Origin of the sequence: Ruegeria sp. TM1040 (genome assembly GCF_000014065.1) — a bacterium.
Classification (GTDB): Bacteria; Pseudomonadota; Alphaproteobacteria; order Rhodobacterales; family Rhodobacteraceae; genus Epibacterium.
On the sequence record NC_008043.1, the window covers coordinates 571,746 to 596,219 of the forward strand.

16 protein-coding genes are annotated in these 24,474 nt (G+C 56.1%); all 16 read right to left on the bottom strand.

What is annotated here, in order from left to right; all coding sequences use genetic code 11:
* Window positions 1–835 precede the first annotated feature (835 nt).
* The 16 genes from TM1040_RS03125 to TM1040_RS03185 all read right to left on the bottom strand — a co-directional run bounded on the left by TM1040_RS03125 (window position 836) and on the right by TM1040_RS03185 (window position 24,435).
* Window positions 836–4,228: a DEAD/DEAH box helicase family protein gene (locus TM1040_RS03125; protein WP_011537149.1), complete on the bottom strand. Its 3,393-nt coding sequence runs from the start codon at window positions 4,226–4,228 to the stop codon at window positions 836–838.
* Window positions 4,225–6,324: a DUF262 and DUF1524 domain-containing protein gene (locus TM1040_RS03130; protein ID WP_011537150.1), complete on the bottom strand. Its 2,100-nt coding sequence runs from the start codon at window positions 6,322–6,324 to the stop codon at window positions 4,225–4,227. The genes TM1040_RS03125 and TM1040_RS03130 overlap by 4 nt, the downstream gene beginning before the upstream one ends.
* Window positions 6,325–6,348: 24 nt before the next feature.
* Window positions 6,349–7,278: a hypothetical protein gene (locus TM1040_RS03135; protein WP_011537151.1), complete on the bottom strand. Its 930-nt coding sequence runs from the start codon at window positions 7,276–7,278 to the stop codon at window positions 6,349–6,351.
* Between the two features lies 1 nt (window position 7,279).
* Complete coding sequence (locus TM1040_RS19920) at window positions 7,280–8,443, bottom strand: restriction endonuclease subunit S (RefSeq protein ID WP_011537152.1); 1,164 nt, start codon at window positions 8,441–8,443, stop codon at window positions 7,280–7,282.
* Window positions 8,440–10,014 (bottom strand): type I restriction-modification system subunit M, encoded by a 1,575-nt coding sequence (locus TM1040_RS03145; RefSeq protein ID WP_011537153.1) that lies wholly within the window; start codon window positions 10,012–10,014, stop codon window positions 8,440–8,442. Before TM1040_RS03145 ends, TM1040_RS19920 begins: the two co-directional genes overlap by 4 nt.
* A 468-nt stretch (window positions 10,015–10,482) precedes the next feature.
* On the bottom strand, window positions 10,483–12,090 hold the full coding sequence (locus tag TM1040_RS03150; RefSeq protein ID WP_044026482.1) for a tyrosine-type recombinase/integrase: 1,608 nt from the start codon (window positions 12,088–12,090) through the stop codon (window positions 10,483–10,485).
* Window positions 12,087–12,488, bottom strand: a complete 402-nt coding sequence (locus tag TM1040_RS20465; protein ID WP_254658807.1) for a helix-turn-helix transcriptional regulator — start codon at window positions 12,486–12,488, stop codon at window positions 12,087–12,089. The genes TM1040_RS03150 and TM1040_RS20465 overlap by 4 nt, the downstream gene beginning before the upstream one ends.
* 114 nt (window positions 12,489–12,602) lie before the next feature.
* Window positions 12,603–12,785 carry a helix-turn-helix transcriptional regulator gene (locus TM1040_RS19930; RefSeq protein WP_371261689.1) on the bottom strand — a complete coding sequence of 61 codons (183 nt, stop codon included), beginning with the start codon at window positions 12,783–12,785 and terminating at the stop codon, window positions 12,603–12,605.
* A gap of 195 nt (window positions 12,786–12,980) precedes the next feature.
* Window positions 12,981–13,439: a tyrosine-type recombinase/integrase gene (locus TM1040_RS20595; protein ID WP_371261690.1), complete on the bottom strand. Its 459-nt coding sequence runs from the start codon at window positions 13,437–13,439 to the stop codon at window positions 12,981–12,983.
* Entirely contained in the window at window positions 13,331–14,191 is an 861-nt protein-coding gene (locus tag TM1040_RS03155) for a tyrosine-type recombinase/integrase (RefSeq protein ID WP_371261691.1), read from the bottom strand. Before TM1040_RS03155 ends, TM1040_RS20595 begins: the two co-directional genes overlap by 109 nt.
* A gap of 426 nt (window positions 14,192–14,617) precedes the next feature.
* On the bottom strand, window positions 14,618–15,193 hold the full coding sequence (locus tag TM1040_RS19685) for a BRO-N domain-containing protein (RefSeq protein ID WP_011537156.1): 576 nt from the start codon (window positions 15,191–15,193) through the stop codon (window positions 14,618–14,620).
* 304 nt (window positions 15,194–15,497) lie between these two features.
* The gene (locus TM1040_RS03165; RefSeq protein WP_011537157.1) at window positions 15,498–17,408 is read right to left on the bottom strand and encodes a hypothetical protein; all 1,911 of its coding nucleotides are present in this window, start codon (window positions 17,406–17,408) and stop codon (window positions 15,498–15,500) included.
* Window positions 17,409–17,560: 152 nt separating this feature from the next.
* The gene (locus TM1040_RS03170; RefSeq protein WP_011537158.1) at window positions 17,561–18,289 is read right to left on the bottom strand and encodes a M48 family metallopeptidase; all 729 of its coding nucleotides are present in this window, start codon (window positions 18,287–18,289) and stop codon (window positions 17,561–17,563) included.
* A 3-nt stretch (window positions 18,290–18,292) separates the two neighbouring features.
* Window positions 18,293–21,571: a type I restriction endonuclease subunit R gene (locus tag TM1040_RS03175; RefSeq protein ID WP_011537159.1), complete on the bottom strand. Its 3,279-nt coding sequence runs from the start codon at window positions 21,569–21,571 to the stop codon at window positions 18,293–18,295.
* A 111-nt stretch (window positions 21,572–21,682) separates the two neighbouring features.
* A complete protein-coding gene (locus TM1040_RS19935; RefSeq protein WP_166485502.1) occupies window positions 21,683–22,801 on the bottom strand; it encodes a restriction endonuclease subunit S in 1,119 nt (372 codons plus the stop codon).
* Between the two features lie 134 nt (window positions 22,802–22,935).
* Window positions 22,936–24,435, bottom strand: a complete 1,500-nt coding sequence (locus TM1040_RS03185; RefSeq protein ID WP_011537161.1) for a type I restriction-modification system subunit M — start codon at window positions 24,433–24,435, stop codon at window positions 22,936–22,938.
* Between the last annotated feature and the right edge of the window lie 39 nt (window positions 24,436–24,474).

Consider the following 24,474-nt stretch of genomic DNA (forward strand, 5'->3'; position numbering starts at 1 on the left):
GAAATCGAGCAAAAACAACAACTTCAGATACTTGGGTGCATTTTCCTTGACGTAAATGGTGCCGGGGGCGGCCCCTCATTGGGGGCTTAAGCATTTGTAATAAAGACGGAAAAGGTATGTGGTTTTTCCGTGTACCCCTAGGTGTACCCCGCATCGGGATTTTACCTCGGGTTCGATGTCAGCTAACGCTGAATTGAGAATGTACTGCAGGGCGCAAAACCGGATCTAATTCTGTCCCGCGAAAGGGAGGGCGCAACAGCCTCTCCCACTTCGCCCTGACGGTATGCGTATTTCGCCAGCGTACGCAAGACTTATAGATGCGCCGAATTTGTAGCGGACTCCCAAAGATTACAGGCACTATCAAAAGTCATATCGATCAGATCAGGAACGCATTCTGGTCTGGCGGGGCCTCCAACCCGCTCTCCGTGTGATCGAACAGCTGACCTTCCTCATGTTCATTGAGCGGCTTGACGATCTGCACACCGTCGACGAAAGCAAATCCGAAGACCTGGGAACCTCCACGTCCCGCAGCATTTTCTCTGCAGGCACGGAGGACAAAGGCGAGCCCTTTGAGACCTGCGCGGGTCCCGCTCCTAGCACTTCTAGGCCCGCGAGATGATGCGTATCGTTGACGAGCATAATTCCACATTAACCGGTGTCGTGCCATGTGCGGACGGCAGCTCTGCGCAGATAGTGACCTTTGCAAAGTAGCAGAAGCTAGCCAGTCTCGAATACGTGACCGGCCCAAAGCCGACCTTATCAATTTGATCGGATGCCGCATCGCTGAAGCGGCCGTTGATTGCAATAGATCAGGCAAAGCATCGACCGCGCGAATTTAGGCTGCAGCGGTTTGATTGGTTTCTCTGACCAGTCTGATTATCTCGGCCGATTGAGTTTCACTGAAAACACCCATAATCCCCATGTCATCCAGGTCAGTGAACGGACTCTCATAGAAGGTCTTGGGGTCCAAAACGCCATTTTCGCAAAGGCTGTTGATGATTAGATCGATGAATTCTGTTTGGTTCGCCGAAAGTTGGTTGGCTGCCGCGAAATCGCTGAACAAGGCTTTCGCTGCGGCTCGATCAAGCCCCGTAAGCGACCGCAGAAACACTCCGAGACCACCTTCATTCTGCAGGCCATCCAGAACGTCATGGTCGGCTACGCCTTCATCAATCAGCATACGTTCTAGCTCCTGAAGATCGGCGGGCGTAAGTTGTTCGCCGCGCCGAATTTTTTGGAGAGCGATGTGGTCAGAATGGGCTTCGATGAATTTCCGTGTCTTGGTTTTGAAACGCACCTTATCCACGCCGCTTCCCACTTCGGGCAAGTCGATAGTGGTTGAGGTGCCGATGCTGTCTTCAAAATCCGTGATAACGTTTTTTCGTTCCTTCGGCTGGATTAGCTCTGCCAAGTTGCGGAAGCGTCGCCGGACGTCTTCTAGGATTTCAACATTGATATCCTGCCAAAACTCATCAGTTTGGATCGCCAATACGAGCTCAAGCTCTTGGGTCACTGCCGGAACATTCGAAAGGCTTTCCAAGGCGGAAGCAAAGGACACGATCCGTCTTTGAAGATTGGCGAATGCCGCGTCACCGCGAAGTAGAAGTAGTTGGGCATTTAGCACCAATAGATCGAACTGCTTTGCTGCGAGTCGGCCGTCTTCGAAAGCTGTAGGAAGACCGGCAACTTCTTCAATCAAAGCTAGACGTGCATCGAGGTCCAAAGTGTCCCAAGCTTCGGCGCTTTGAAATCGTTCGACCGGTCGGCGCGCTTGACGTACGATGAAGTTCTCTAAGTTCATGCCGAGAACTTCCTGATGCAAACGGTCCTTAATGTCGGCAGCCAAGGGGCTTTCGTTCCCGGCTTCGTCCAAAGCGCTAATCAACTCGACACGCGACACAAACAACCGTTCGCCAATTGGTCGCGCAGTAGGGCTATCTGTGATTTTCGGGTTCTCGTTGAAGAACTCTAAGTTTTGGCAGAAGTCAAAGATGATGAACTCTTGTTTGTCTTGCCCTGGCCCGAACAGATCCTCGCAAGTTCGGGTGCCTCTACCAACCATTTGCCAGAACTTCGTTTTAGAACGAACAATCTTGAAAAAAACGAGATTCACGACCTCGGGCACATCAATGCCTGTGTCCAACATATCGACAGAGACCGCGATATGGGGGGCTTCCTCCGCTTCTGAGAAATCGTCGATCAACGATTGCGCATAGGTGACACTGTAGTCGATGAGACGTGCAAACTGACCCATGTAATGTGGGTAGTTGGCATCGAAGCGCTCGACAATGAACTTCGCATGATCGCTGTTTTTAGCGAAAATGATTGTCTTTCCAAGCCTGTCGCCTCCGGCGACTTTGATGCCGTTGGTCATTAGATGCTCAAGGACTTTGTCCACTGTATCCTTGTTGAACAGCCAGCGGTTCAAGTCAGCCGCCTCCACCCGATCAGGAACCGCGCCCTCATCATCCCACTCGATTGCGTCCCACTCGGCTTTTTCTTCGTCAGAAAGGCTGTCGTAGTCGATACCGTCACGTTGGAACTTCAAAGGGACCGAGATCGATCTAGGCGGTACGAGATATTCATCCGCCACCGCATCCTCTAAGTCATAACTGTCGGTTGGTATTCCGCGTTCCAGCTCAAAGAGCGAGTATGTGTCTCGGTCAATCTCTTCGCGCGGCGTCGCCGTGAGGCCGACCAAGAGTCCATCAAAATAGTCGAAGATGGCACGGTACTTCCGATAGACAGAACGGTGCGCTTCGTCGATCACGATCAAGTCAAAGTGGCCGGGGCCAAACTGCTTTTCACCGCCTTTGACGTCGTCGATCAACCCCAACATCGTGGGATAGGTCGATAGACAAATACGAGCACCAGAATGATCGTTCCTGGCCGGGTCATGATTCTTCAGCAGGTTTGCACTTGCCGCCGTCGGCAAGTGTGTCTTGAAGGCATTGTGTGCCTGTTTCACCAGAGCAACGCGATCCGCGAGGAAGAGCACACGCCGCACCCAATTGGCGCGCATGAGCTGGTCGATAAGCGCGATGACCGTTCGCGTCTTGCCACTGCCAGTCGCCATTACAAGCAAGGCCTTCCGCTGTCGGTCTCGTTCAAAAGCCTCGCCTACCCGGCGAATGGCTCGCTGTTGGTAAAAGCGCCCAGCAATACCCTGGTCTACGGACACCCCATCTAACGATTTTCTGGTGCCTCTACGTTGGTGAAGCAGGACGAGTTCATCCCTTTTCAGGAAGCCCGATACACGACGCGGGGGGTACATCTGGTCGTCCCAGAGCCAATGTTCATAGCCGTTCGTCGTGAAAATCACCGGACGGCGCCCATACATCGTTTCAAGACAATCGGCGTAAAGCTTGGCTTGCTGCTGCCCTATCCGGCTGTCCTTCATGGTTCGTTTCGCTTCGACCAAGGCGAGTGGCTTGGCATCGTTTCCCCAAAGCACATAATCGACAAGGCCTTCACCTTTGTCATTAGGCATACCTGATACCGGAAATTCACGGTCGCGCTCCTGGTCGAGCGGCCACCCAGCCTCGTTCAGCAGCAGATCAATGAAAGCATCGCGCGTCGCGGCCTCATTGTAGTCGTGGTCATCTTGTACCGCAGTGTTGGCCTGGCGAATTTCTTTGATTTCCGCCCGCACTTGCGCGAGTTCAGCCTCGAGCCTCTTTCGACCCTCCTCAGATGCGAGCGCGGCGGCTTCAGCGTCCTTTAGCGCTTTGGCATGGGCGTCGTGCTTCTCTTTCAATGCCTGGATTTGTGCAACTGTGCTGGCACTAATCGTCAGGGTTTTTTCCAACTTTGAGGCATCGAACTGCAACGAAGAGTCTGGCTTCGCATCCTTTGCATAGGTCCGCGCCATCCAATAGCAGACATGGAACAGCTCACGCACAACAGCGGCGGCGTCCTGAGGCTTGATCGGCTTACCGCTGTCATGCGCCGCCCGGTTGCCATGATCTTTGATAAATCGCGCTTTGGTGACGATAGCCGGGCCAGTGAGTTGGCCGAGCGACGGCTCTGCAATCAATGCCGCTAGAGTGTCCTGGTAGGGCGAGCGCATCGACGGGTCGTTGCGATAAATCCATTTTATCGCTGTTTCCAAGGTCAACCGCGCCCAGAAGCATGCGCCTCGTGGGTCGGATAGTGCCGCACTCTCAGCCTTTTTCGCGTGGGCTAGAAGGTCGGGGAAATCTGCAGTCAAGAAAACGAATTGGGTCATGCTGGCTCATCCGCTCCGAGTTGACGGTCCAGTGCTTGCCGCACCAGGCCCAAGACATATGGCAGGTCCTCGTGGTCCGTTAGCTTGACCTCGGTATTCCCATTGCCCCATCGACCTACATCAGTGACATCGACCGCCATCCCACGCGGATCGTGCAGTTCATAAGGTTCAATGTTGATAGAAATCCTGAGCGCCTTGGCCTGTGGTACGACATCCGCGAAATTTGTTTCGGCCTTGTAAGCAACGTAAATCTTCAGGAACTGTTCACTTACACTCGGGTCCAACGCCATCACTTCGCGACGGAACTGCTCGAAGAGGTCTCTCATCTTGCCCGATGTAAGGTGAGGATGATCTTCGATGGTGTAACCGTTGGCCATTTCAGTCGGGGTACGATAGGTCGCCAGGATTTCGGCGCTCAGAGAAGGTGCGGCCCAAACTTCAGCGGCCTGCTGCGCAAGTCGTTGGGCTCGCGACTTGATCGCAGCTTCGTTCCACGCATCCAACGAACCCAAGCCGTTGTTGACGCGCAAAGGGCTTTCCTTGAAGCCGCCAGCCATGTCGCGCTTCTCAGCGAAACTCTTGTCGCTGTATTCGGAATTATACCCGGTAAGTGTCAGGTTCCCCAACGTGTGAAGCCATTTCTCCTGCACGGCAGCCCAGTCCGATCCAAGGGCGGCTTGCCATTCCGTTGACAGCTTTTCGTTCTGCGGCAGGATGTGCTCAATCGTGTAATCGTCGACCTCGACGCGCTCTTTTCTTCCGAAGTTCTCGAACTTCCGAAGCCAGTAAGTGCGGCTGCGGAAGTTGTAGAGGTCGCGGTCCTGAATGCGCGCGACGAACTCTTCATCACGCGGAAACCGGCGATACGACTTCATGTTGAGCATGTGTGCCTTGACGCTTTCCAGGTAGCGATCTTTTTTCAGCTCTCGGCCAAATGTCGCAAAGGTCTTGTTCAGGGAGTTCGTGGGCACGGAACAGATCGCACGACGGAAGACATAGGCCTCGACCAAGCGGACCACTTCAAGGAAATCGTCAGCGCTCAAAGCGCCCGTCTTATAGTCTTTGTAGACCTCCAGAAGGAATGGGTAGGCGACATCAACTTTCAGCTCTCGCAGATCCCTGAAGCCGAGCGCCAAGGCCTTATCTTTCTCTTGCCCCAGTACGAGCGCCCCGTAGTACTGCGAGAATTCCCAGACCTCCCGCACAAGGTCTTCCACCTCACGGCCACCGCCAATTTGTTCCTGGGAATACGCCTTGTACGCATCGTAGACATCATCAAGCCTAGGGATCGACCCTGTCACGACCGTCAGATAATTCCGCATGAAGCCATCAAAGTGCGAGGCATAGGCTGCCTGACCAAAACCTTCTTCCATGCGCCGCCAGTATTGCTCATAGAGCCGTGTTTGCAGTTTCGGCTCCAACCCCATCAAGACGAAATTGCGGATCAGATCGGCCTGCGACAGCTCCTTGCCCGTCGAGTTCATGCTTTCGAAAATCAGCTGAGGGTTGTCATGTTCCCGGCTGAGCGCCACGTCCACAATCATCAGCTTGGCAAGGCCAGAGCAAACCTCGGACACAGCCGTGTCGTCCTGGTCGAGCCAACGTGAGAACATCTTGAAGTTCTCGGCAACACGCATCGATTGCGGCTCGGGCAGGTCATCACCCGACACCACCGCGTTCAGCGTCGTTCGGTCCGTCTTGGACAATAACAGCTTGAAAGCACGTTCGCCGCTTTCATCCGGGTCCATCAGGTACCGGTTGCGGATCTTCTTGAACGAAAAGCCATCGACCGGCTCCTCGTCGGCCACCTTGCGCGACAGAGCAGAAAGGAGCAGCGTGACCGAGGTCAGGCGCTGCTGGCCGTCGATGACAAGCAGCGGCGCGCGGCTGGACGTGTTGGACAGGCTTTCTTCGATGTAAACGACCGAGCCAAGGAAATGCACGGGGATATGACCACTGCGCCCCGCACGCCGGATATCCTCCCACAACTGCCGACACTCACGCTCGGTCCAGGAATAGGTCCGCTGATAGATCGGAATGACGAACTGCGGCGCGCTGTTGATGAAGTTCAGGAGGTTGGCATCGGTGGCTTTCATGATCAAATTCTCAAATGCATATGGTTAATCAGAATAAATACGATCCGTGTCGATAAGATCGGTGAGATAAGGTGTGAAACCGGCCAAAACGATGGACATCGAAACAAGGTCGCGCATCTCAATGTCACGGATTTTACTGGCCGGATTTCCTGCGTGGCGTATGCCTGGATAGTTTGACGCAAAGCCGTATAGGTTGCCGATAGCCGCCCTAACGGTTTGGTGAGGCCAGGTAGGTAGATGGTGACACATCTGTCCCAGAGAGTCCGGATTAATACCTGGGTATCGCTGCGCAAAGGCTTCAATCAGCTTAAACTGCGCCTCAATGCATTGCCGCATTCTACGATCAGACTTGTTGTCACGAAGATCACGCACAGAGTCCTCAAAATCATTCATCAGACCTGCCAAAGCTTCGTCGGCTATGGCCGCGGCCTTTAACTCTCGGATCAACTTGCTAAAGATGCCCGGAAGCGTGGGGTGAAGGCTGAAAGGACGGCGCAAGTCGTAACGCAGGCTGTACTTCTCGAGGAAACGCTGGACCGTCAGGAAATATTCGTTCGAAAGCTCGTCGCCACCATACTCTTGAAAGACATCAAAAGCGTTCTCTAAGGCTCTTACAATCTGGGCCTCAGTTGTGTCCTGATCAGCAAAAAACTCGGCGAAGTAGATCCATGCCTTTCCCTCGTCACTTGAGGCATTCGCATACGCCTCAAGTCTGTCCTGAAAGCGCTCGAATGCAGCCCTATAGGCCGCGTCTGCTTCAATATCGCCGGGAAGATAGATTTCACCGTTCTCGTCTAAGTCTGACGGCTCAGGGTCACGAGGTTCTACAGGCGATGGGATGCTGTCCCTGAAAAGGTCCATGTAGAAACCTTGATCCAACTCATCTCCGTCACCCAAAGGTTGGAAGAGCTCAGCGATAATTTCGCTTTGAACGCCAAGAAATTCGCCGCGCATCTTACACTTCCCCCCGGAAAGCCGTTGACTGAAGGGAAGCAAAGAGCACGTCGCATGCCGTCAGAGCTGCTGCGTGCTGGGCTTTTTGGGCTTCGATTTCATGAACACGTTCAACAAACGAAACCTGCAGCTCCTTTGGCGGAAGAATGATTTCTGTCTCGCGAATTTGCTTGATGTTCAGGGTGGGCTGCGCAACAAGCCGGACCTCTTTTGTGAAGTAATTTTGTATCCGCTGAGATCGTAGTTGCTCAGCGACAAACCTCGGTTCACATCTGCTGGTGTCGAGGGGAACACGCGCAACCGCGCGAGCAACATTTGCTCCTGCGAACTCTGGAGGAGCGATGATTGTCGTGCCAATCGAACCGACGCAGCCGATTAGCACTTCACCGCCCTTCAATCTTGAACGCCCGTACTCTGCATCAATGCTCGGGGCGATCCGTTTGATTGAATCAAAAGCGACCACCGGGCTCGCTAGATCGGCGACACGAATGATCGGAACCCCTTCGGGGTCGTGAGGGCCAGGCTGTACGACACCATAATTGATGCGGTCATCAGGCAGAACCAGTTCGCTCAGATTGATTTTCTCCCACGCAGCATGGTCAGGAGAGCTTGCCCCAAACATCTCATGAAAGATCGCCTGGCCGAGGGTGCCCAGTTTGTCGAGGGCGCGGGTGCGGAAGCGGCGGAGCGCGTCTGCCTGATCCAGTATTCCCGCAATCCGCCTCTGCTCCTGCAACGGAGGGAGGGGGATTTGTAAAGATCTCAAAGCATCAAGCTTGATGCCCTTCACGGTAGCCCCTGTGGCTTGGTCTTCGAGCGTCTTTGCGTTGGCTAGAAGGGCATGCAGAAGGTATTGGCGGTCGATCCGTTGGCTTGGGATCAGCGCCTTCAGGTCTTGATTGATCGCTAGGTCGATCTCATTGATTGCTGCCTTACCAACCGCCATACGCGTCGGGACGATAATGTTTCCAGCAGGGATAACTTGAGTGGCAGAGTTCGCGACACCCGCTTGCGTTATCCGGTCGATGGTTGAGGCGAGCGATGTGCTTTTGAAGTCCTTCACAGATGCCCAAGGAATATCGCCGTCCCAGTAATCTGGAACCTTCTTGTCCGGCGTGCCGCCGCCTCTGATTTCAACCAACTCACCGAGGGCCACTGAACTCATCCCAGCATCTCCTCCAACCGATCCAGCCCATCGGCAATCTCGGCCTCAATCGCGCGCAGCTCGGCGATGATCTCTTTCGGGGGCTGGTGGTCGACCTCCTTATGCGCCACTTCCTTGTAGCGGTTGAGCGACAGGTCCCATGTGCCCGTGGCCTGAATAACGGCCAGCGGCACCATGAAACTTTGCGCGGTGCGGGGGCGTTCCCCCTCGACCTCCAGCGCGCCCCAACGGGCCAGGATGTCAGGCAGATTGTTCTTGGCGTGCTCTTCCTCGGTCAGCGCCTCGGCGGGCACTGGCCCCAACTTTTCAGACGGCAACAGATCGGTGCGCTTGTCATCCAGGCTCAGCCCGTCCGCCTCCATGTCATAAAACCAGACGTTATCCGTGCCGCCGCTTTCGGTCTTGGTAAAGATCATGATGGCAGTGGACACCCCGGCATAGGGGCGGAACACGCCCGAGGGCAGCTTGATGATCGCATCGAGCTTTTGATCTTCGACGATGATCCGGCGGATGTCCTTGTGCGCCTTGGAGGAGCCAAACAGAACTCCTTCGGGCACAACTACAGCGGCACGGCCACCGGTGCGCATTAGGCGCAGGAAGAGGGCCAGAAACAGCAGTTCCGTTTTCTTGGTCTTCACAACTTTCTGGAGGTCCTTGGCCGTCGCGTCGTAGTCCAGCGACCCCGCGAATGGCGGGTTGGCAAGGATTAAGGAATAAGTGCCCGTGTCGGCCCCATGTTCTTCGGCCAGACTATCGCGGTAAGCTACGTCGGCATTTTCGACCCCGTGCAGAACCATGTTCATCGACCCGATGCGCAGCATGGTCGGGTCAAAATCGAACCCGTGGAACATGCTGTTATGGAAGTGCTGGCGCTGTTCGGGGTTGCGCAGCATTTCCGGGTGGGTTTCGCGCAGAAACTCCCCTGCCGTGACAAGGAAACCGCAGGTGCCCGCTGCAGGATCACAGATCGTGTCCTTGGGCGTAGGAGCCATCAGGCGCACCATCAGCTCGATGATGTGACGCGGCGTGCGGAACTGGCCGTTTTGCCCGGCGCTGGCGATCTTGCCGAGCATGTATTCGTAGACATCGCCCTTGGTGTCCCGGTCATCCATCTGGATGACGTCGAGAAGTCGCATAACCTTGTCGAGAAGAGCCGGGCTGGAAAAACCCAGACGCGCGTCTTTCATGTGGGTTGCGAAGGCTGTTCCTTCCTCCGCCATGGTCCGCATGAAGGGAAAGACGTGCTGATCCATCAGCTTCATCTTCTCGCGGTTTTCGAAGTTGATCAGCCGTTGCCAACGCAGATCGTCGTAAGGACGTTCGATGGTTTCGTCATCTTTTGGATCGTCGCTGACCTTGTAGGTGAAGGTGCCCTCGGGGAAGATGCGCCGCTCCATCTCTGAGCCGAGCATGTTGGCCTTGGCCTCTTCCCGCGTATGGATTTCGTCGAGCCGCTTGATAAAGAGCAGGTAGGTGATCTGTTCGATCACGGAGAGCGGATTGGAGACACCGCCTGACCAGAAGGCATTCCAGATTTGGTCTATTTGAGCGCGGATGTGGCTGGGGAGCACGAGAATTTCCTAACGTTTTTGAGAACAATAGAACACGAAAAGAAGTTGCGCCATCGTGTGAAATTCATAGCGACTAAATTGCCTTATAAATCTCCAAACAGCGTCGACAATCGAGCTGTTCGGTTCTTGAAGCCGCCAGAGGTCCGCTTTGAAGCTTCTTGAAAATTCTTGCTGCGTAGCAGCGAATTGTCGGTTCCGACCGTGCTAACGATCAATGGGAGATCGCGTACTGATTGTAAAGTGTGGTGCGGCAAAATCAAATTCGGAACCGCTCCTCAATGTCAGCTTTTTGCCAACCGCTAGGGTCACGATGTCGGTGTCCCATTGAAGGACCCATCGCTCTTTTATGAGCCGTTCGCTTGGGGGGGCGACACCCCAGCGCCTTGGTGAATGGAATGGGGCATCGGGCCATGTGGCCTGCGTTGCCCCTTCCAATGGTTTGGGGACATTTTTCCTGCGGAGAGTTCGTCACTCTAGCACGCCATCATCGAGCGCGGCTTCTCGCTGCCTGACCAGCTGCCGAGCTGCGCGGTACTCGGGTGAGCCAGGGGTTAATGCGTGGAGTAAGTAACGGAGCATCAGATCCTTTTCATCGTCCGAGGTCTCATCCTTCTGCTTGATGGCGGCCAAGACCTGCATTCGAGTGGCCTCAGTCATCTTGCCGTAGTGAGCTTCCGTGATGACCATGCTCTCGTGCCCGAGGTTCAGTGACCAGGCCTTACGCTCTTCAGAGCGGGTGCAGATCTGATCGCCCAGCGCTTTGAGGCAATGGCGCGCTGAATGGGGCGAGTAGGACTGCCCAACGCCTGTGCTTGCGATGCGAAAGGCCTTATTGACCGCCCCTGACGTTTCTAGGATCGGAAGAGGTGCCGGGCTGGTTTTGGGCGTCGAGAGATACTTACTGTCAGGAAACAGAGCATCCTCTCCGCCAAAGCCATTGCTTTCCAGTTCCCGTTTCCATTCCACCACGACGAGGCTGATCTCGCTAGGCACCGGAAACCATCGGACGGTGAAGCTTTTTCCATTCTTCGCCCGCATTTCGCGAGCATCTTGCACCGCTGTCTCTGCCTCGCAATCAATGTGTTTGAGACGCATGCTGGAAAGAGCTGCCGCTCGCAGACCAGTAAGAAACGCGCAGGCGACGATTGCGCGGTCCCGGCGTTGGGCAAGCGTGAGGCTTGGCATGGATTGCACCATCGCCTGAGCCTCTTCTACGGACGGGTAGAGCTTGTCTGGTCGCGCCAAGGCCCTAGCCATCTTCTGCCTTGGTAGGTCGAAGTAGTCGGGCAAGGTGACGCCAAGCCGCCGATACCCTTCCTGCTTGGTTAGCCATTTTACGAATGCTGCCAGATGAGAGGCCCGATGGCGAATGGTGGATGCACTGAGGCCACCGTCTTCTTGAGGCATCTCGCCCTTCGCCAAGAGCGAAGTCCGGTATTTCCCGACGTCCTTGTCGCGGACCTGAGAGAAGCACCGGCCCTCAATAAAGTCCTCGAAATCGCGGGTGGATGTAAGGTGAGCATCCATGGTTTTCTCGTCATAGCGGCCCGCGTAGAGCTGCCAATCGTGGTTGATCCTATCGTTCATCGAAGGCCATTCCGGGACTCTAAGTGGGGCTTCTGTCCCAATATCAACGGAGTCTTCCTCTTTCCTTTCGTCTATTTTACTGAGGTTGGCATTGGGACTGAGCGCGTTTTTCAATCGCTCATATCCCGTCGCATCCAGTAACTTCATCACCGTTGCACCACACTCTGAACAGGCACCTCCAGCCATCCGACTTTCTCTTTCGGTCTGCCAAAGGTTGATGCTGAGCGGATGAGGAGACACCGCCACCTTGCAGCACAGGCAATAGAATTGATCCAGCCTCAGGTTGTGGCGTCCTTGAGCGCGCCGCGCGGCATGAAACCTGTTCAGTTCCAGGCCATGAAAGAGGTGCGGCCCTTGTCCATGGGAGGGCATGAGCCCAGCGCCGACCCAATTTGAGACGGTGTTGCGACACACATCGAAAAGCTCCATGACGGCGCGAACGTCATAGACGCGGTGTTTCTTCGCCTTGATCTTGTATCGACGGCTCATGTGCGTTTCCTTTCCGGATTCTTGGCTCCATCCTCTGGGGCATAGCGGGGGAGTTTGCGCTCAAACGTCAGGATTTCCTCCAGCCGCCAGCGGGACGTGCCTGCCGAGAGTTTGAAAGGCGCAGGAAAGTGACTGGTCCCTATCCATCGCCATATTGTTTGGCGGCTCACCCGAAAGCGGCGCGCAACGTCTTCGTCTGTCAGGTAGGCGGTAGAAGCACTCCCACCTGACACCGGCTGTTTGACGGCGGCTTTCTGATTTGCCTCGCGCCGAATTCGTTTTGCAGGTTTCTGCTTTGCTTCAGTCGGATGTGGGGGCTGATGGGGAGGAGAGCCAGCTTCTAAACTCTCGAACAGATCCGGCGTACTCTCGGGATGCATTTCGTCAGCATTTGACATCATGCACCTCCTTGCGACGGATCGAAGGAGGGATGGCCTCTGACATCCGAAGGGGAGTTGTCTTAGGTTCGTAGGCAATACTTGCGCCGCCCATGGCGCATTGGGTCGAGCACTTCATCGCGCGTCCAGCCAGGCTTGAACAACTGCTGCACGCCAGCCTACTGCGCGTTTGCTCAGCTTGACTGAAGGCGGAAACGTGCCCTCGCTCATCATAGCGTAGAGGGTGCTGCGTGAAAGGCCGGTCAAAGCCATCACGTCTTTACATCTCAGAATGCGGTCTGGGGAGGTCATAACCATCTCCTATATTTTGCCAGTAGCGACAGGAGGAGATGATCTGACAAGATGCACGCTTCCTCCCGCCAAGCGGGGTGTCCACGGAGGGACGGGAAACGACACATCTTGCGTCTATTTCATGATCGGATACTAACCCTGCGATTTAAGCCCGACAAGATCCTTTTGTATCTATTGGACAAGTGTAGAATATTTTGCATCCTACTCCGTCTGACGCTGTCCAGAGCCGTCAGCGAGCTCCTGCAAATACTTTGCCCACCACGTCGCAATTTGGACCCTCTCGTCCCAATGGGCACCGCGTGCATAGGCTTTACGAATCTCATTTCTCTCTACGTGAGCGAGTGCGCGTTCGATTGCATCCGCACTCCAGAGACCAGATTCGTTTGCCACGGTGGAGAAGGTTGCCCGGAAGCCATGGGCGGTCATGTCGTCCCCGCTATAGCCTATTCGACGCAGAGCCGCGTTCAGGGTATTTTCGCTCATGCAGCGTTTCGAAGATCGGATAGAGGGGAACAGCAACTCGCCCCAACCGGTCAGAGTTTGCAATTCGTTCAGCTTGCCCAGCGCCTCTGGCGCCAATGGCACCATGTGCGGGCGGCGCATTTTGGAGCGATGAGCCGGGACCGTCCAAATCGCTTTTCCAGATCTATCTCGGCCCATTCGGCCATGCGCAATTCGCCGGGACGCAAAGCGGTCATCGCCAAGAGCTGGAGGGCAATGCGCGTGGTCGGTTGACCGTCAAAGCCTTCAATCGCGCGCATCAGCCCGCCCACCTGTTCAGGGTTGATGAGGGCGGAGCGGTGTTTGACCGGAGCACGGGTCAGGGCATCCTTGAGACCGAAGGTCGGATCATTCTCGATCAATCCTTGGGCAATGGCGTAGCGAAAGACTTGTCCGGCAGCGGACCGCATGCGCAGGGCGGATTCGTTGCGGCCCTTCGCTTCCATCTTCCGCAGAGGGACCAAGACATCCCGCGCGGTTATCTGGCTGATTGGATACTTCCCCAAATCGGCGCAGAGGAGCGAATGCAGCCACTCCGTCTTGACGAGGGTGGAGGCAGATTTGCCTTCCAGTCGCTTTTTCTCCAGCAGGGCGTCTGCAAGTTTGCTGAAGGTTTCCCGGTGCTCGGCCTCTTTGGCGGCCTGTTCCCGCTTGCGCTCGAAGGACGGATCTTTGCCCTCTGCGAGCACCTTGCGCGCCGCGTCCCGCTTGTCCCGTGCTTGCTTGAGGCTCAGGTCCGGGTACTTGCCGAAGGACAGAAGCTTTTCCTTGTCCATCCAGCGGTACTTGAAACGCCAGAGTTTGGAGCCGCCCGGATTGATCAAGAGGAACAAGCCATCAAAGTCGGCCTGCTTGTAGGGCTTTTCTTTCGGCTTCAGCGCGCGGATCTTGGCATCGCTCAGAACAGGCATCTGGGGGTACCTTCATTTCACGACCTCGGCTGTACCCCAACCCATACCCCCATTCAGGGTAGAATGAGCGGGACCGCTCCGGACAATCTCGGACAAAGGGTCCGATATTCTCGACGGAATTCAGGCTATTAGAAGAAGCTACAGGCCACAACTGGAAGTGATTGTGGTGCCCGGGGGCGGAGGGTTATCTCCGTTTTGTTCCCGTTACAGGCACTTCTTCAGCTGGTAGCCCCAGCAAAACAATGGCTATCCAAGGTTGCAGGTGCAGGTCAACAGGCGCGGCGTGGTCTACGCTGTGGTCTACGGTTTACACTACACGTCGCACCTGGTGAGTGACCCTGTGAGGGCAGGAAGCATTGTCCACCCGTAACCCTTGCTTTTGTTCCGAGTCGAGGCTCAGGCTTTCGCTTCAGCTCATATTCGCGTTCAGGGGAGCCGTCGCTTCTGCTTGAGGCTTACTGCCTGCCGGACCCGAAGCTCCCTGTTCTCTACTGGTTGCTCGACATAGCTGGGCAGATCACGGAAGAATGCGCCGTCGGCCCGAAGTTCTGGGAGGATTACAGAACACAGAAGCTCAAGGTCGGCTTCATGTGACGCCTTCAGGCTGGCGCTCTGGATAAGAGTTTGGGTGACATCGCATTCAGGTGTAGAGAACATCTCCTCCTCGCCCATCATATAAAAGCCGTCGTGAATGATGGTCGGCAACAGAGTGTTCATAGCCCAGTCCTGAAACTCTCGGACTTCAGGCTCTTCACTCAGGAAGGCGAGTTTGTAGACACCAGCCTCACTAATCACTACAGGCGTCTGCGCGTTGGTGACCCCTGATTGAGATGACATTACCGACCACTCCGACTGTTGCAGTACAAGGGTCTGAGGATCGTTCCGAAGAAATAGACCCAACGCAGCATATACCTCGTCAGCCAGAAACCAAGCTTGGTCGCCTATGGAGATCACACTGAGGTCACCAAGGAGGTTGGAGAAGATGGTTTTGTTCTGAGACATGTTGGTCCTTTCCTATATTCGGATAATGAAACGCCACAACGCTCAATCCAGTGATCCCAAGGGGAGCCTGAGTTCGAACGTCGATGACGCTATGTGGTGGTTCTTGAAAAAGCTCAGTCCGGTGCATGGTGCGACTGCGCGACCTGTCCGTGGCTCATTCTATGGTGGCACCCAACTCCTGAGAGGCGGGCACCACGAAGCAAAGTCAGGGCATTGCACCGCATTCGCCCCCGCCAGGGGGGGGAACCGCGCTTGCTCTTACATCTGTAGGCCGTTCAGATTTTTGACCCCAAAACCTTCCCGGTCAGGCTGCCGCGCAGACGACAGGTTCAAAGACGGCCTGCAATGCGTCATAGCCGCGTCCACCGCTGACGTTGACGTCCATCAGCCCAAGGCTCTCGATGGCAGCCTTGAAGTCGCGGTGCTTGCGGATGGAGCGGTTGAAGTTGGAGCGGTCTTTCTCGCCGATGTGGTCCATGATTGCAGAGAACATTATTGGCTCACCACATCGCTCGCTTTGTTGACGCTTCACGAACTCGACTGCTTGTTTCACCCTGCCGGACAGTGGCTTGTGACGAGGTCGCCAACTGGTTAGCTGACATCCAGGAAACCACTGCGGCAAGGCTTCTGACAACCCATACCGCCGCCCAGCGATGATATAGGCGCTGCACGGGAGACATTTCCCCGCATCAAAGCCTCGAACAGAGCCTCGCCCTACAGCCTGAATGACCCCGTGGCCCAACTCTCCCAGCTCAATCTGTTTGATGAGTTCGGCGGGCGGGTGGTCAGCCACGGACCTACCTGAGCTGGCACAAGCCAAACCGAGGAGCTGGCTGTCAGGAAGGTGCAGCAGTCCAGCCAAGACCACATTCGGCACATCCTTGAAGGCGTTGGTAGCTTGATGCGTCCCCCAGTGCAGGAAATTCACCTGGGAAAGATCGGCCCTCTCGACGTAACGCTGGATCAGCCCAACCGGATCAATGCCAGCCTGCGCCTTGTGATGGACGATCAGCCAGGGGTCATCGGGCTTGGTGTCGATGATGGTGGCAACCTCGCGGGCAAGCTGATCACCGTTGCGCCTCCAACCATCCTTGCCGCCCCCTTGGTCCATCAGGTGGATCTGCAATGGGGCATAGTCCTTAGGTGCCGAACTCAAGCGAACCAGACCACCCCTATGGGTCTCCCAGGCGCTGTAAGTGTGACGAACCCGTCCTGATGCGTCGAGGACAAGGAGCGGTGCAATGTCTGCAGGCAGTGCGTCTCGGATGTTGAGCGCTATGGCCTGGTTTCCGTATGTCCGGTAAATCCGTGCTGCTCGACCAGCCAAGGCCTTGAGCTTGTCCAGCTGTTCCCGGAAGTCCTTCGCAGCAGATATCTCAAATGTGGAGATCGCAAACAAAGCCTCCAGCGCTGGCATCTGAAAGATTTGACCAGGTGGTGACGTAGCCAAATCGAACTGAAGAGCCTGGACCTGATCCGCAAGGACGGGATTGATCCTACGCAGAGGCGACAGCATGGCAGCCAGTTCATCAGCGGACACAGTGATGACCTTACCCGGCTCGATGGTCTCATCCCAGACCCGTACCGCACGAGCTTGGCTCAAGTAGTAAAACTCTCTGACCTCTGACAGGCGACGACCAGCGCAACGCTTTGCGAGCATCTGCTGCGTGGTGAAGAGAACCTGCGCCGCATCAATATCTGTGGCAGAGAGATTGGAGACCTGGTCATCCGAACAGAAGACTGCGAAGTCCGCCTCATCCAGTTCGGCTTCATCTACCAGTCGTTGGATCTCATCCAATTGGGACAAGCAGACCAAGACGCCGACATCAAGATGATCAGGACTTGCCACGACCCGCCGCAGAAAGTGGATCAGCGCTGTAGTCTTCCCCATTCCGGGGTCGAGACTGCTGAGCTGGATAGTGGGGGCGCATGACCCGTCAGCCATATCGCACAAGGTTCCAACAACATCAGCCAGGGCTTCAAGCTGTGGCTCGGTTGTGGTCATGCCTCGCGCTTGGAGCGTGCCTTTGAGATCGGCGAGGACCTGGTTTGACAACGACGACGTGGTCGAACTGGTACAACTACCCTTAGGGCTTATTGAAGTTTGTACCACTTCAGTCGAAGCATCAGTGGCAGGCATCAGCGGAAGTTCAAGCTGGCGGGGGATGTATTGCGTCTGGCCATACGCGTATTCGGTGAACGAAGTAAATTCCATGGAGGGTCCTCATCGCAGATCGAAGCCCAGCGCCGTACTCTGCTGCGGCAGGCACTGCGTTGACACTTCGGTTACTCTAATGGTGGGACCCAATTGGCCGGGCAGCATGCCCCCGTGATCAAATTGGCAACCGTTGGGAGGGCGACACGAAGTCAGTCTGCGGTCAAGATTTCGACGAGATTATCAAGCTGAGCCTTATCCTTGCGCCAGCCAACAGCATGATTGTCCAAAAGGCTCCAGAATTCAGGACCGTGGTCATGGTGTTTCAAATGCGCCAGTTCATGGATAAGAACGTAGTCAATGCAAGGCCGTGGTGCCTTGACCAGGTGCGTATTCACGATGATCTCGCCCGATGGCGAGCAACTACCCCACTGCCGCTTCATTTCCAGCAGCCGCAATGCTGGAACCTGCCGAACCCAAGGCAAGCTTTTTGACACTTGCTCCAACCGGCGGGCCAAGTAGTCACGGCCTCGCACTTTGTACCAGGCACGGACACGAGCGCGAATGTCTTCGGATGTTTGTCGCTGCGTCTCCACCTGCAGTCGGCTGCCCACAAGGCTGGCGGGCTTCGGCGGTCCATCCACTGGAATAACCTTGAGCACATAGCGGCGGCCAAGATAGAGAACCTGCTCCCCGGAAACGTACTCCTTGGGCATCCGGTGCTTATGACGCTCTCGCGCTTCCTGCACATGTTTGATCACCCATCGCGCCCGGCGTTGGACAGCTTCCGCAATGCGACACTCCGAAAAACCTGGTGGGGCTTCGACGCTAACACTCCCGTCGGGGTCGACGTGTATCGCAACCTTCGAGGTCCGCCGCTCGTCCTGACTGACGTCATAGGGGATGCGTTCATCGCCGTATGTCAATACGAGCCGAACCATCCATCAGGCCCTGTTACCGCCCGAACGGACGATGGCAACAAGTTGCCCAACCAGCATTTCCGCTTGGTCCAGCCCTCCGAACTTCTGGAAGTAGCGCGGCAACAGCGACTTAGAAATCGCGGCTTCGATGTTGGCTGGGTTGATCGAGTGCGCTTGGACAGCCTCACTTACTACTTGGTCTATGTGAAAGGCTTCCTGCACCAGCATCTCTTGATCGAGGAGTTGGTCAGTTCCCAAACCTTTGGCCTCCAGCAACGCGCCATAAAATGCTTGCGCCCGATAATTCCCGGAGAAACTGTCAGGTAGACCCGGCGTTGCCCTGTTGGACACCTGTTGCTCCAAGTCCTTGAACATCACATACTGCTTGTGGGGGTGATCGAACATCGCTTCTGCGGCCTTGATGGCGTCCTTCAGCAAGTCCGAAAAAACCTTCTGAGCATAGGGATCGTCGATCAGCTCCTGTTCAATCGTCTTGCGGATGCGGGTCTTGATGACATCGGCTTCGGTGCGTGTCTTCTCGTCAGACCAGTCCTCAGGTGAACCTGCTTGTCCAAGGTCTACCACCCGGATGAAGCCTTCCGGCTCAACGATATCCTGGCCGATCACATGCTTGTCCACGAGCTGCCTGATCTGCTGTTCGTACTGGGAAAAGTCCACAGTCTCGCCTGCATCCTGACGGGCCTGGGTGCGGATCTCGGTGAAGAACTTCAGGTCCCTCTTGTAGGTGGCGATCACTGCCTCGTCGAAAGAGCTGTCCTCGTAGAAACTCCGTGAGGCCAAGGCAAGCTTCAAGCACATCCCGAACTCGGTGAGCGCTTCGTAGAAGTCCTCCCGGATCTTTTGGCTCAGGTCGATGCTGTGGCCGGTGCCGTCATCTTCCATGCGGGGAACCAGCACACGGCGGAACTGCTCCCGGTCTTTCTTGTTTTCCACCTCCGCGAACAGGGACCACAGACGGTCATGCCGTGAAGGCAAGCGCTTGTACTCAACGGATACTTCCTCGAAGGTGCCTTTTAGATCGTCGATGTCATACCCCGCCTGCGTCTTCGCGGCGAGATTCTGGTAGTCCTTGATGGAAGTGTCCAGCTCAGCCAGGATGCCGCGATAGTCGATCAGATATCCGAACTGTTTGTCCTCGTGCAGCCTGTTCACACGAGCAATCGCCTGCAAGAGATTGTGACCCTTGATGAGCTTGTCGATGTACAGAACCGCATTGCGTGGCTCATCGAACCCCGTCAGCAGCTTGTCGACCACGATCAAGATATCCGGGTCACCATCAGTGCCGAAATCGGAGATAACAGCAGTCTCGTAGGCCTCCGCATCCTTCCCGACGGTTTTTTCCCACCACGCCTGCACTTCCGGGGTCTTGCGGTCGTCCGTGTCGTCATGCCCCTCACGGGTATCTGGTGGCGAAATCACGACTGCGCTGGACACCAAGCCCGTCGCGTCAAGCGCTTCCTTATAGCGGATGGCCGACAGTTTGCTGTCCGTGGCCAGCTGCGCTTTGAGGCCGGGGCAGTGCTGCTTGAAATGTTCGTTGAAATGCGTGGCGATATCCAGCGCGATCCGGTCTATCCGGTCTTCGGCACCATAGATCTGTCCCCGGCTGGAATATTTCTTCTTCAGGTCCGACTTCTGCTTGTCGGTCATGCTCTGGGTGAAGGTATCGAACCATGCATCAATCGCCGCGTCATTCACGTCCAGCAGCGGCTTGCGCTCCTCGTAGACCAGCGGTGTGACCGCCCCGTCTGCAATCGCATCGCTCATGGTATAGGCGTGGAGGATCGGCCCAAATTTGTTGCGGGTCTTGTCTTTCTTCAGTAGGGGGGTCCCCGTGAAGGCAATAAAGGCGGCGTTGGGCAGCGCCTGCCGCATCCGCTCATGGTTCTCGCCGCCCTGGCTGCGATGTCCTTCATCGACCAGCACTATCAGCTTGTCGGAGGTGTTCTTGCACTCCGGGTATTTGGTGGCGGAGTTGAACTTCTGCAGTAGCGTAAAAATGATACGCTCGTTACCGTGGCCAATCCGTTGCGCCAGGTCTTCTCCGGACTGAACCTTGGCGTTTTCCCCGTCCTTTTTGGTTGCGACCACAGACCCAAAGGCCCCGCCGGTAAGGAAGGTCCTGGCAAGCTGTTTCTCCAGATCGACACGGTCGGTGACGATGATCAACCGGCAGTCTGCCAGCTCCGGGTCCGTCAGCAGAGCCTTGGCGAGGAACACCATCAGGTTGCTCTTGCCGGAGCCGGTGGTGTGCCAGATCACGCCGCCCTTGCGGCTACCGTCTTCGCTCTTGTTGGCCACTTGGGCCAGAATAGCCTTCGTTCCCTGCACCTGCTGATACCGTGCAACGATCTTGCCGATCTTGCTGTCGAAGAAGATGAAGCGCCGGGTGAGATCCAGCAGACGATCCGGGCGCAGCAGGCTGACGATTAGCCGGTCCTGCTCGGTCAGCATCAGCTTGCCGCTGTGCAGTTCCTCGAACTCATTTCTCGCCCAGGCCGGACGGTCAGCGAACAGTGCATCAATCTGAGTGGCCGTCAGCGGCTTGGACTTGAGCGCCTGCATGTCAGCCTCGGCGATCTCCTCCTCGTGCCAAGTCGACCAGAACTTCTTGTCGGTGCCGGTGGTGCCATACCGCCCGCCGGAGCCTGATATCGACAACAGCAGCTGCGAGTAGACATAGAGCGCGGGGATGCCGCCTTCCTTCTGGTTACGATTGTGCTGGCTGATGCCTTCCTCGACCATGGCCGTTTCCTTGGTCGCATGGGTCGGGCGCTTGGCCTCGATCACGGCCAGCGGGATGCCGTTGACGAAGCACACGAGATCAGGCCGGTAGTGGTCGTTACCCTGGGCGCGTTGGACGCTGAACTCCTCACTGACATAGAAGCTGTTGTCCTGCGGCGTGTTCCAGTTGATCAGAGGCACCGTGACCGATGTCTTCTGCCCGTCCACGAACTCGGTAACTGTCACACCAAGCGTCAGCTTCTTATAGGTCGCCTCATTGGCATAGCGCAGCCCCTCGCTGAGACCGGTGACCGTGATCTCCTTCAGGACCTGAGCGATGCCCGCGTCGGACAGTGGATAGCGTTGACCCTTGAACGCAAATCGATGCGCTTTCAGGTACTGCCGCAGCACAGGTTCCAGCAACACCGCGCGGGTCGATCCGCGCAGACCCAAGGCTGATGCAGGGGACAGGTAGGTCCAGCCCATCGCTATCAGCATGTGCAACGCTGGGAGCTTGGAGGCTGCTTCTTCGCGGGTGTCGGGGATCTGTTGGCTCATGAGAAAAGGCCTGTGCTGAAATCAATGGGCTGATCATGCAAGATCATCTGTTCCGGTCAACCACTTAGGCGGGAGCGGAGTGGTCGCACCTCGCCCGCGCCAACTTCAGCGTCAACCTGTGACCCGGCGTTTTCCAGTCAGGAGCTGTTGCATCAACGCTTTCTTCTCGGCACGGAGCTTTCCAATATTTACACACATAGACGAGATATCTTTCCTGGCGACATCAAGCATTTGAACGATCTTGTCTTGTTCCTCCAAGGTCGCGGGAAGCCCAATGACAAGGCGATGCAGATCACCCAAAGTGATGCCTTTGACTGTACTTCCAGTGCCGAGAGCTTCCAACTTTGGCTGTACCATTTGCATGAAGTGGAAAAGATAATCGTTCCGGACATCTGGCCCGGGGATGATCGCCTTCAAGTCCTGGTTGATAGCCATCCCTTTGCCCAGTTGAACGGCAGCGCCAACTGCCATTCTCGTAGCGACAACAATAGTGCCCTTAGGGAAGTAATTGGCTGCACTGCTGTTCAAGCCTGATTGAGTGATCGTGTCTTTAGTCTGCTGAAGAACATCAGATTTGAGGTCCTTGACGCTCACCCAAGGAATCTCTCCTCCCCAATATGCGGTGTTACTCTTGTCTGGTGTTCCTCCTCCTCGAATGGCCGAAACCAGGTCCGCCAACCACACTTCACGCCACTCCTGTCCCTCAAACTCTGGGAAGCGGCGTTTGCCAGTCAGCAGGGACTGCATGAGGGCGCGTTTCTGTTTGCGGGCATTGGCCAGCTGCGCCTCGGCTACCTCAATCGCCCGGTCCCAGGTCGACAGGATCTCCACGATCTTGCGTTGCTCAGAGAGTGGGGGCAGATCAAACTCCCACTTGAGCCAACGGTCGAGCTTGAAAATCATTTTCTCGACATGGACGCCAATGCTTGAATGGAAACAGGTCTGTTGAAAGAACACCGTGTGCGCGAGGTAGTTCAAGAACTGAAGGTCAATGTTTCCGTTGCTGTTCAAAACCGAGTACTCGTTGGAAACGACAGAACCGGCCAGCTCTTGAGGCACCAGTCCGCAGGCCCCGTGAACGATCTGACGCTTGGAGATCAGGAAATCACCGCCTTCAACGATGAATTGCGACTTGACTGAGATTTCTCTGCCATCCAGCGTCCCGCGCTCAACCACACCGCCACGAGCACGTTTGACCGTCACCAAACGATAGGCCTCATTGTCAGCCATCTTGATAGGCCTGCGCACTTCCACAAGAAAGCGGGACAATGGAGCGCGTAACCACCCTTCTGGCGTCTTCCCGAGTTTCGGTATTCCGGGCTGGACAGTTGCAGGAAAAGCGCTTGCCTTCGACACGGCGTTCATCAGTAACCCAGCTCCTGCAGATAGCCTTCCATCCGGTCTTCCAGCTCGGCCATTTCGCCCTTCAACTTCATCCGTTCAGCCCGCACGGCCATCAGGTCGATTTCTTCCTCTTCCTCGAATGTGTCCACGTAGCGGGGGATGTTGAGGTTGAAATCGTTCTCGATGATCTCAGCCAGTGTGGCACGGTATGCGTACTTCTCCACCGTCTGCCGCGTCTGATGTGTGGCCACGATCTTCTCGATCAGTGTCATATCCAGCGCGTTCTGGTTGGTGCCTGCCACAAACTCCCGGCTGGCATCGACGAACAACACGCTGTCGTCAGCCTTGTCCTTGCGGAAGACCAAAATCGCCGATGGAATGCCGGTACCGAAGAACAGCTTTTCCGGCAGGCCGATGACGGCGTCCAGCAGGTTGTCCTCAATCAGCTTGTGGCGGATCTTTCCCTCGCTCGATCCGCGGAACAGCACCCCATGTGGCACAACCACGGCCATGCGCCCGGTCTTGGGCTTCAGCGTCTCGATCATGTGCAAGATGAAGGCATAATCGCCCTTGGTCTTGGGCGGGATGCCACGGCGGAAGCGGGCAAACTTGTCGGCTTCTGCGCTCTCGACCCCCCACTTGTCCAGGCTGAAAGGCGGATTGGCGACGACCACGTCAAAATGGCGCAGCATGTCATCCGACGTCCGCAGCTTGGGGTTGCGGATGGTGTCGCCCCATTCGATTTGGTGGTTCTCCTCGCCATGCAGGAAGAGGTTCATCTTGGCCAGCGCCCAGGTGGACCCGATGGCCTCTTGCCCGAACAGCGCATAGGCTTTGCTACCGCCCTCGCGGATCAGCCGCCCGCATTTCATCAACAGCGAGGCGGAGCCACAAGTGGGGTCGCAGATATCGTCACCAGGCTGTGGATCGACCAGCCGCGCCATCAGCTCCGAGACCTCCGCCGGGGTGTAGAACTCGCCCGCCTTCTTGCCCGCTGTGGCCGCAAAGCGCGAGATCAGGTATTCGTAGGCCCCGCCAATGATGTCGAGGTTACCCACTCTCGATGGGCGCAGGTCGAGCGCGGTCTTGGCGAAGTCCTCCAGCAGGTGGCGCAGGATGTCGTTCTTCTGCTCCTCATCACCCAGCTTGTTGGAGTTGAAGCTGATGTCCTGGAAGACGTCGCGCAGCTTGGAGCCGTTGGCCTCTTCGATGGCGTGGAGGGCCTTGTCGATACGTTCTCCGTTGCCGGGTTCGTGGCGACGTCCATGCAGAGCGTCGAAGCTGGCGGTCTCAGGCAGTTTGAAGGTTTCCCGCTCCATCATGGCCGCGACGAGTTCCGGGCTGTCAGGATAATGCGCCGCATAGCTGGCTTTGTGGTCCTTCCAGACGTCGCTGACGTACTTCAGGAACAGCATGGTCAGCACGTAGTCCTTGTAGATGGACGGATCGACCACGCCCCGGAAGGTGTCACATGCGCCCCAGGCGGCCTTGTTGATCTCGGATTGGGTGATCGGGGTCATTTCGGCCCTGCTCCATTTCATCTGCTCTCGACCATATCG

Bases quoted from the DNA above. Each gene is read 5' to 3' on its own strand.
- TM1040_RS19920 (WP_011537152.1), bottom strand. From the start codon at position 8,443: ATGAGTTCAGTGGCCCTCGGTGAGTTGGTTGAAATCAGAGGCGGCGGC.
- TM1040_RS03150 (WP_044026482.1), bottom strand. From the start codon at position 12,090: ATGAGCCGTCGATACAAGATCAAGGCGAAGAAACACCGCGTCTATGAC.
- TM1040_RS19685 (WP_011537156.1), bottom strand. From the start codon at position 15,193: ATGTCTCAGAACAAAACCATCTTCTCCAACCTCCTTGGTGACCTCAGT.
- TM1040_RS03135 (WP_011537151.1), bottom strand. From the start codon at position 7,278: ATGCGCGGCGAATTTCTTGGCGTTCAAAGCGAAATTATCGCTGAGCTC.
- TM1040_RS03125 (WP_011537149.1), bottom strand. From the start codon at position 4,228: ATGACCCAATTCGTTTTCTTGACTGCAGATTTCCCCGACCTTCTAGCC.
- TM1040_RS19930 (WP_371261689.1), bottom strand. From the start codon at position 12,785: ATGGTTATGACCTCCCCAGACCGCATTCTGAGATGTAAAGACGTGATG.
- TM1040_RS19935 (WP_166485502.1), bottom strand. From the start codon at position 22,801: ATGGCTGACAATGAGGCCTATCGTTTGGTGACGGTCAAACGTGCTCGT.
- TM1040_RS20595 (WP_371261690.1), bottom strand. From the start codon at position 13,439: ATGGGCCGAGATAGATCTGGAAAAGCGATTTGGACGGTCCCGGCTCAT.
- TM1040_RS03170 (WP_011537158.1), bottom strand. From the start codon at position 18,289: ATGGTTCGGCTCGTATTGACATACGGCGATGAACGCATCCCCTATGAC.
- TM1040_RS03130 (WP_011537150.1), bottom strand. From the start codon at position 6,324: ATGAAAGCCACCGATGCCAACCTCCTGAACTTCATCAACAGCGCGCCG.
- TM1040_RS03155 (WP_371261691.1), bottom strand. From the start codon at position 14,191: ATGCCTGTTCTGAGCGATGCCAAGATCCGCGCGCTGAAGCCGAAAGAA.
- TM1040_RS20465 (WP_254658807.1), bottom strand. From the start codon at position 12,488: ATGTCAAATGCTGACGAAATGCATCCCGAGAGTACGCCGGATCTGTTC.
- TM1040_RS03185 (WP_011537161.1), bottom strand. From the start codon at position 24,435: ATGACCCCGATCACCCAATCCGAGATCAACAAGGCCGCCTGGGGCGCA.
- TM1040_RS03175 (WP_011537159.1), bottom strand. From the start codon at position 21,571: ATGAGCCAACAGATCCCCGACACCCGCGAAGAAGCAGCCTCCAAGCTC.
- TM1040_RS03165 (WP_011537157.1), bottom strand. From the start codon at position 17,408: ATGGAATTTACTTCGTTCACCGAATACGCGTATGGCCAGACGCAATAC.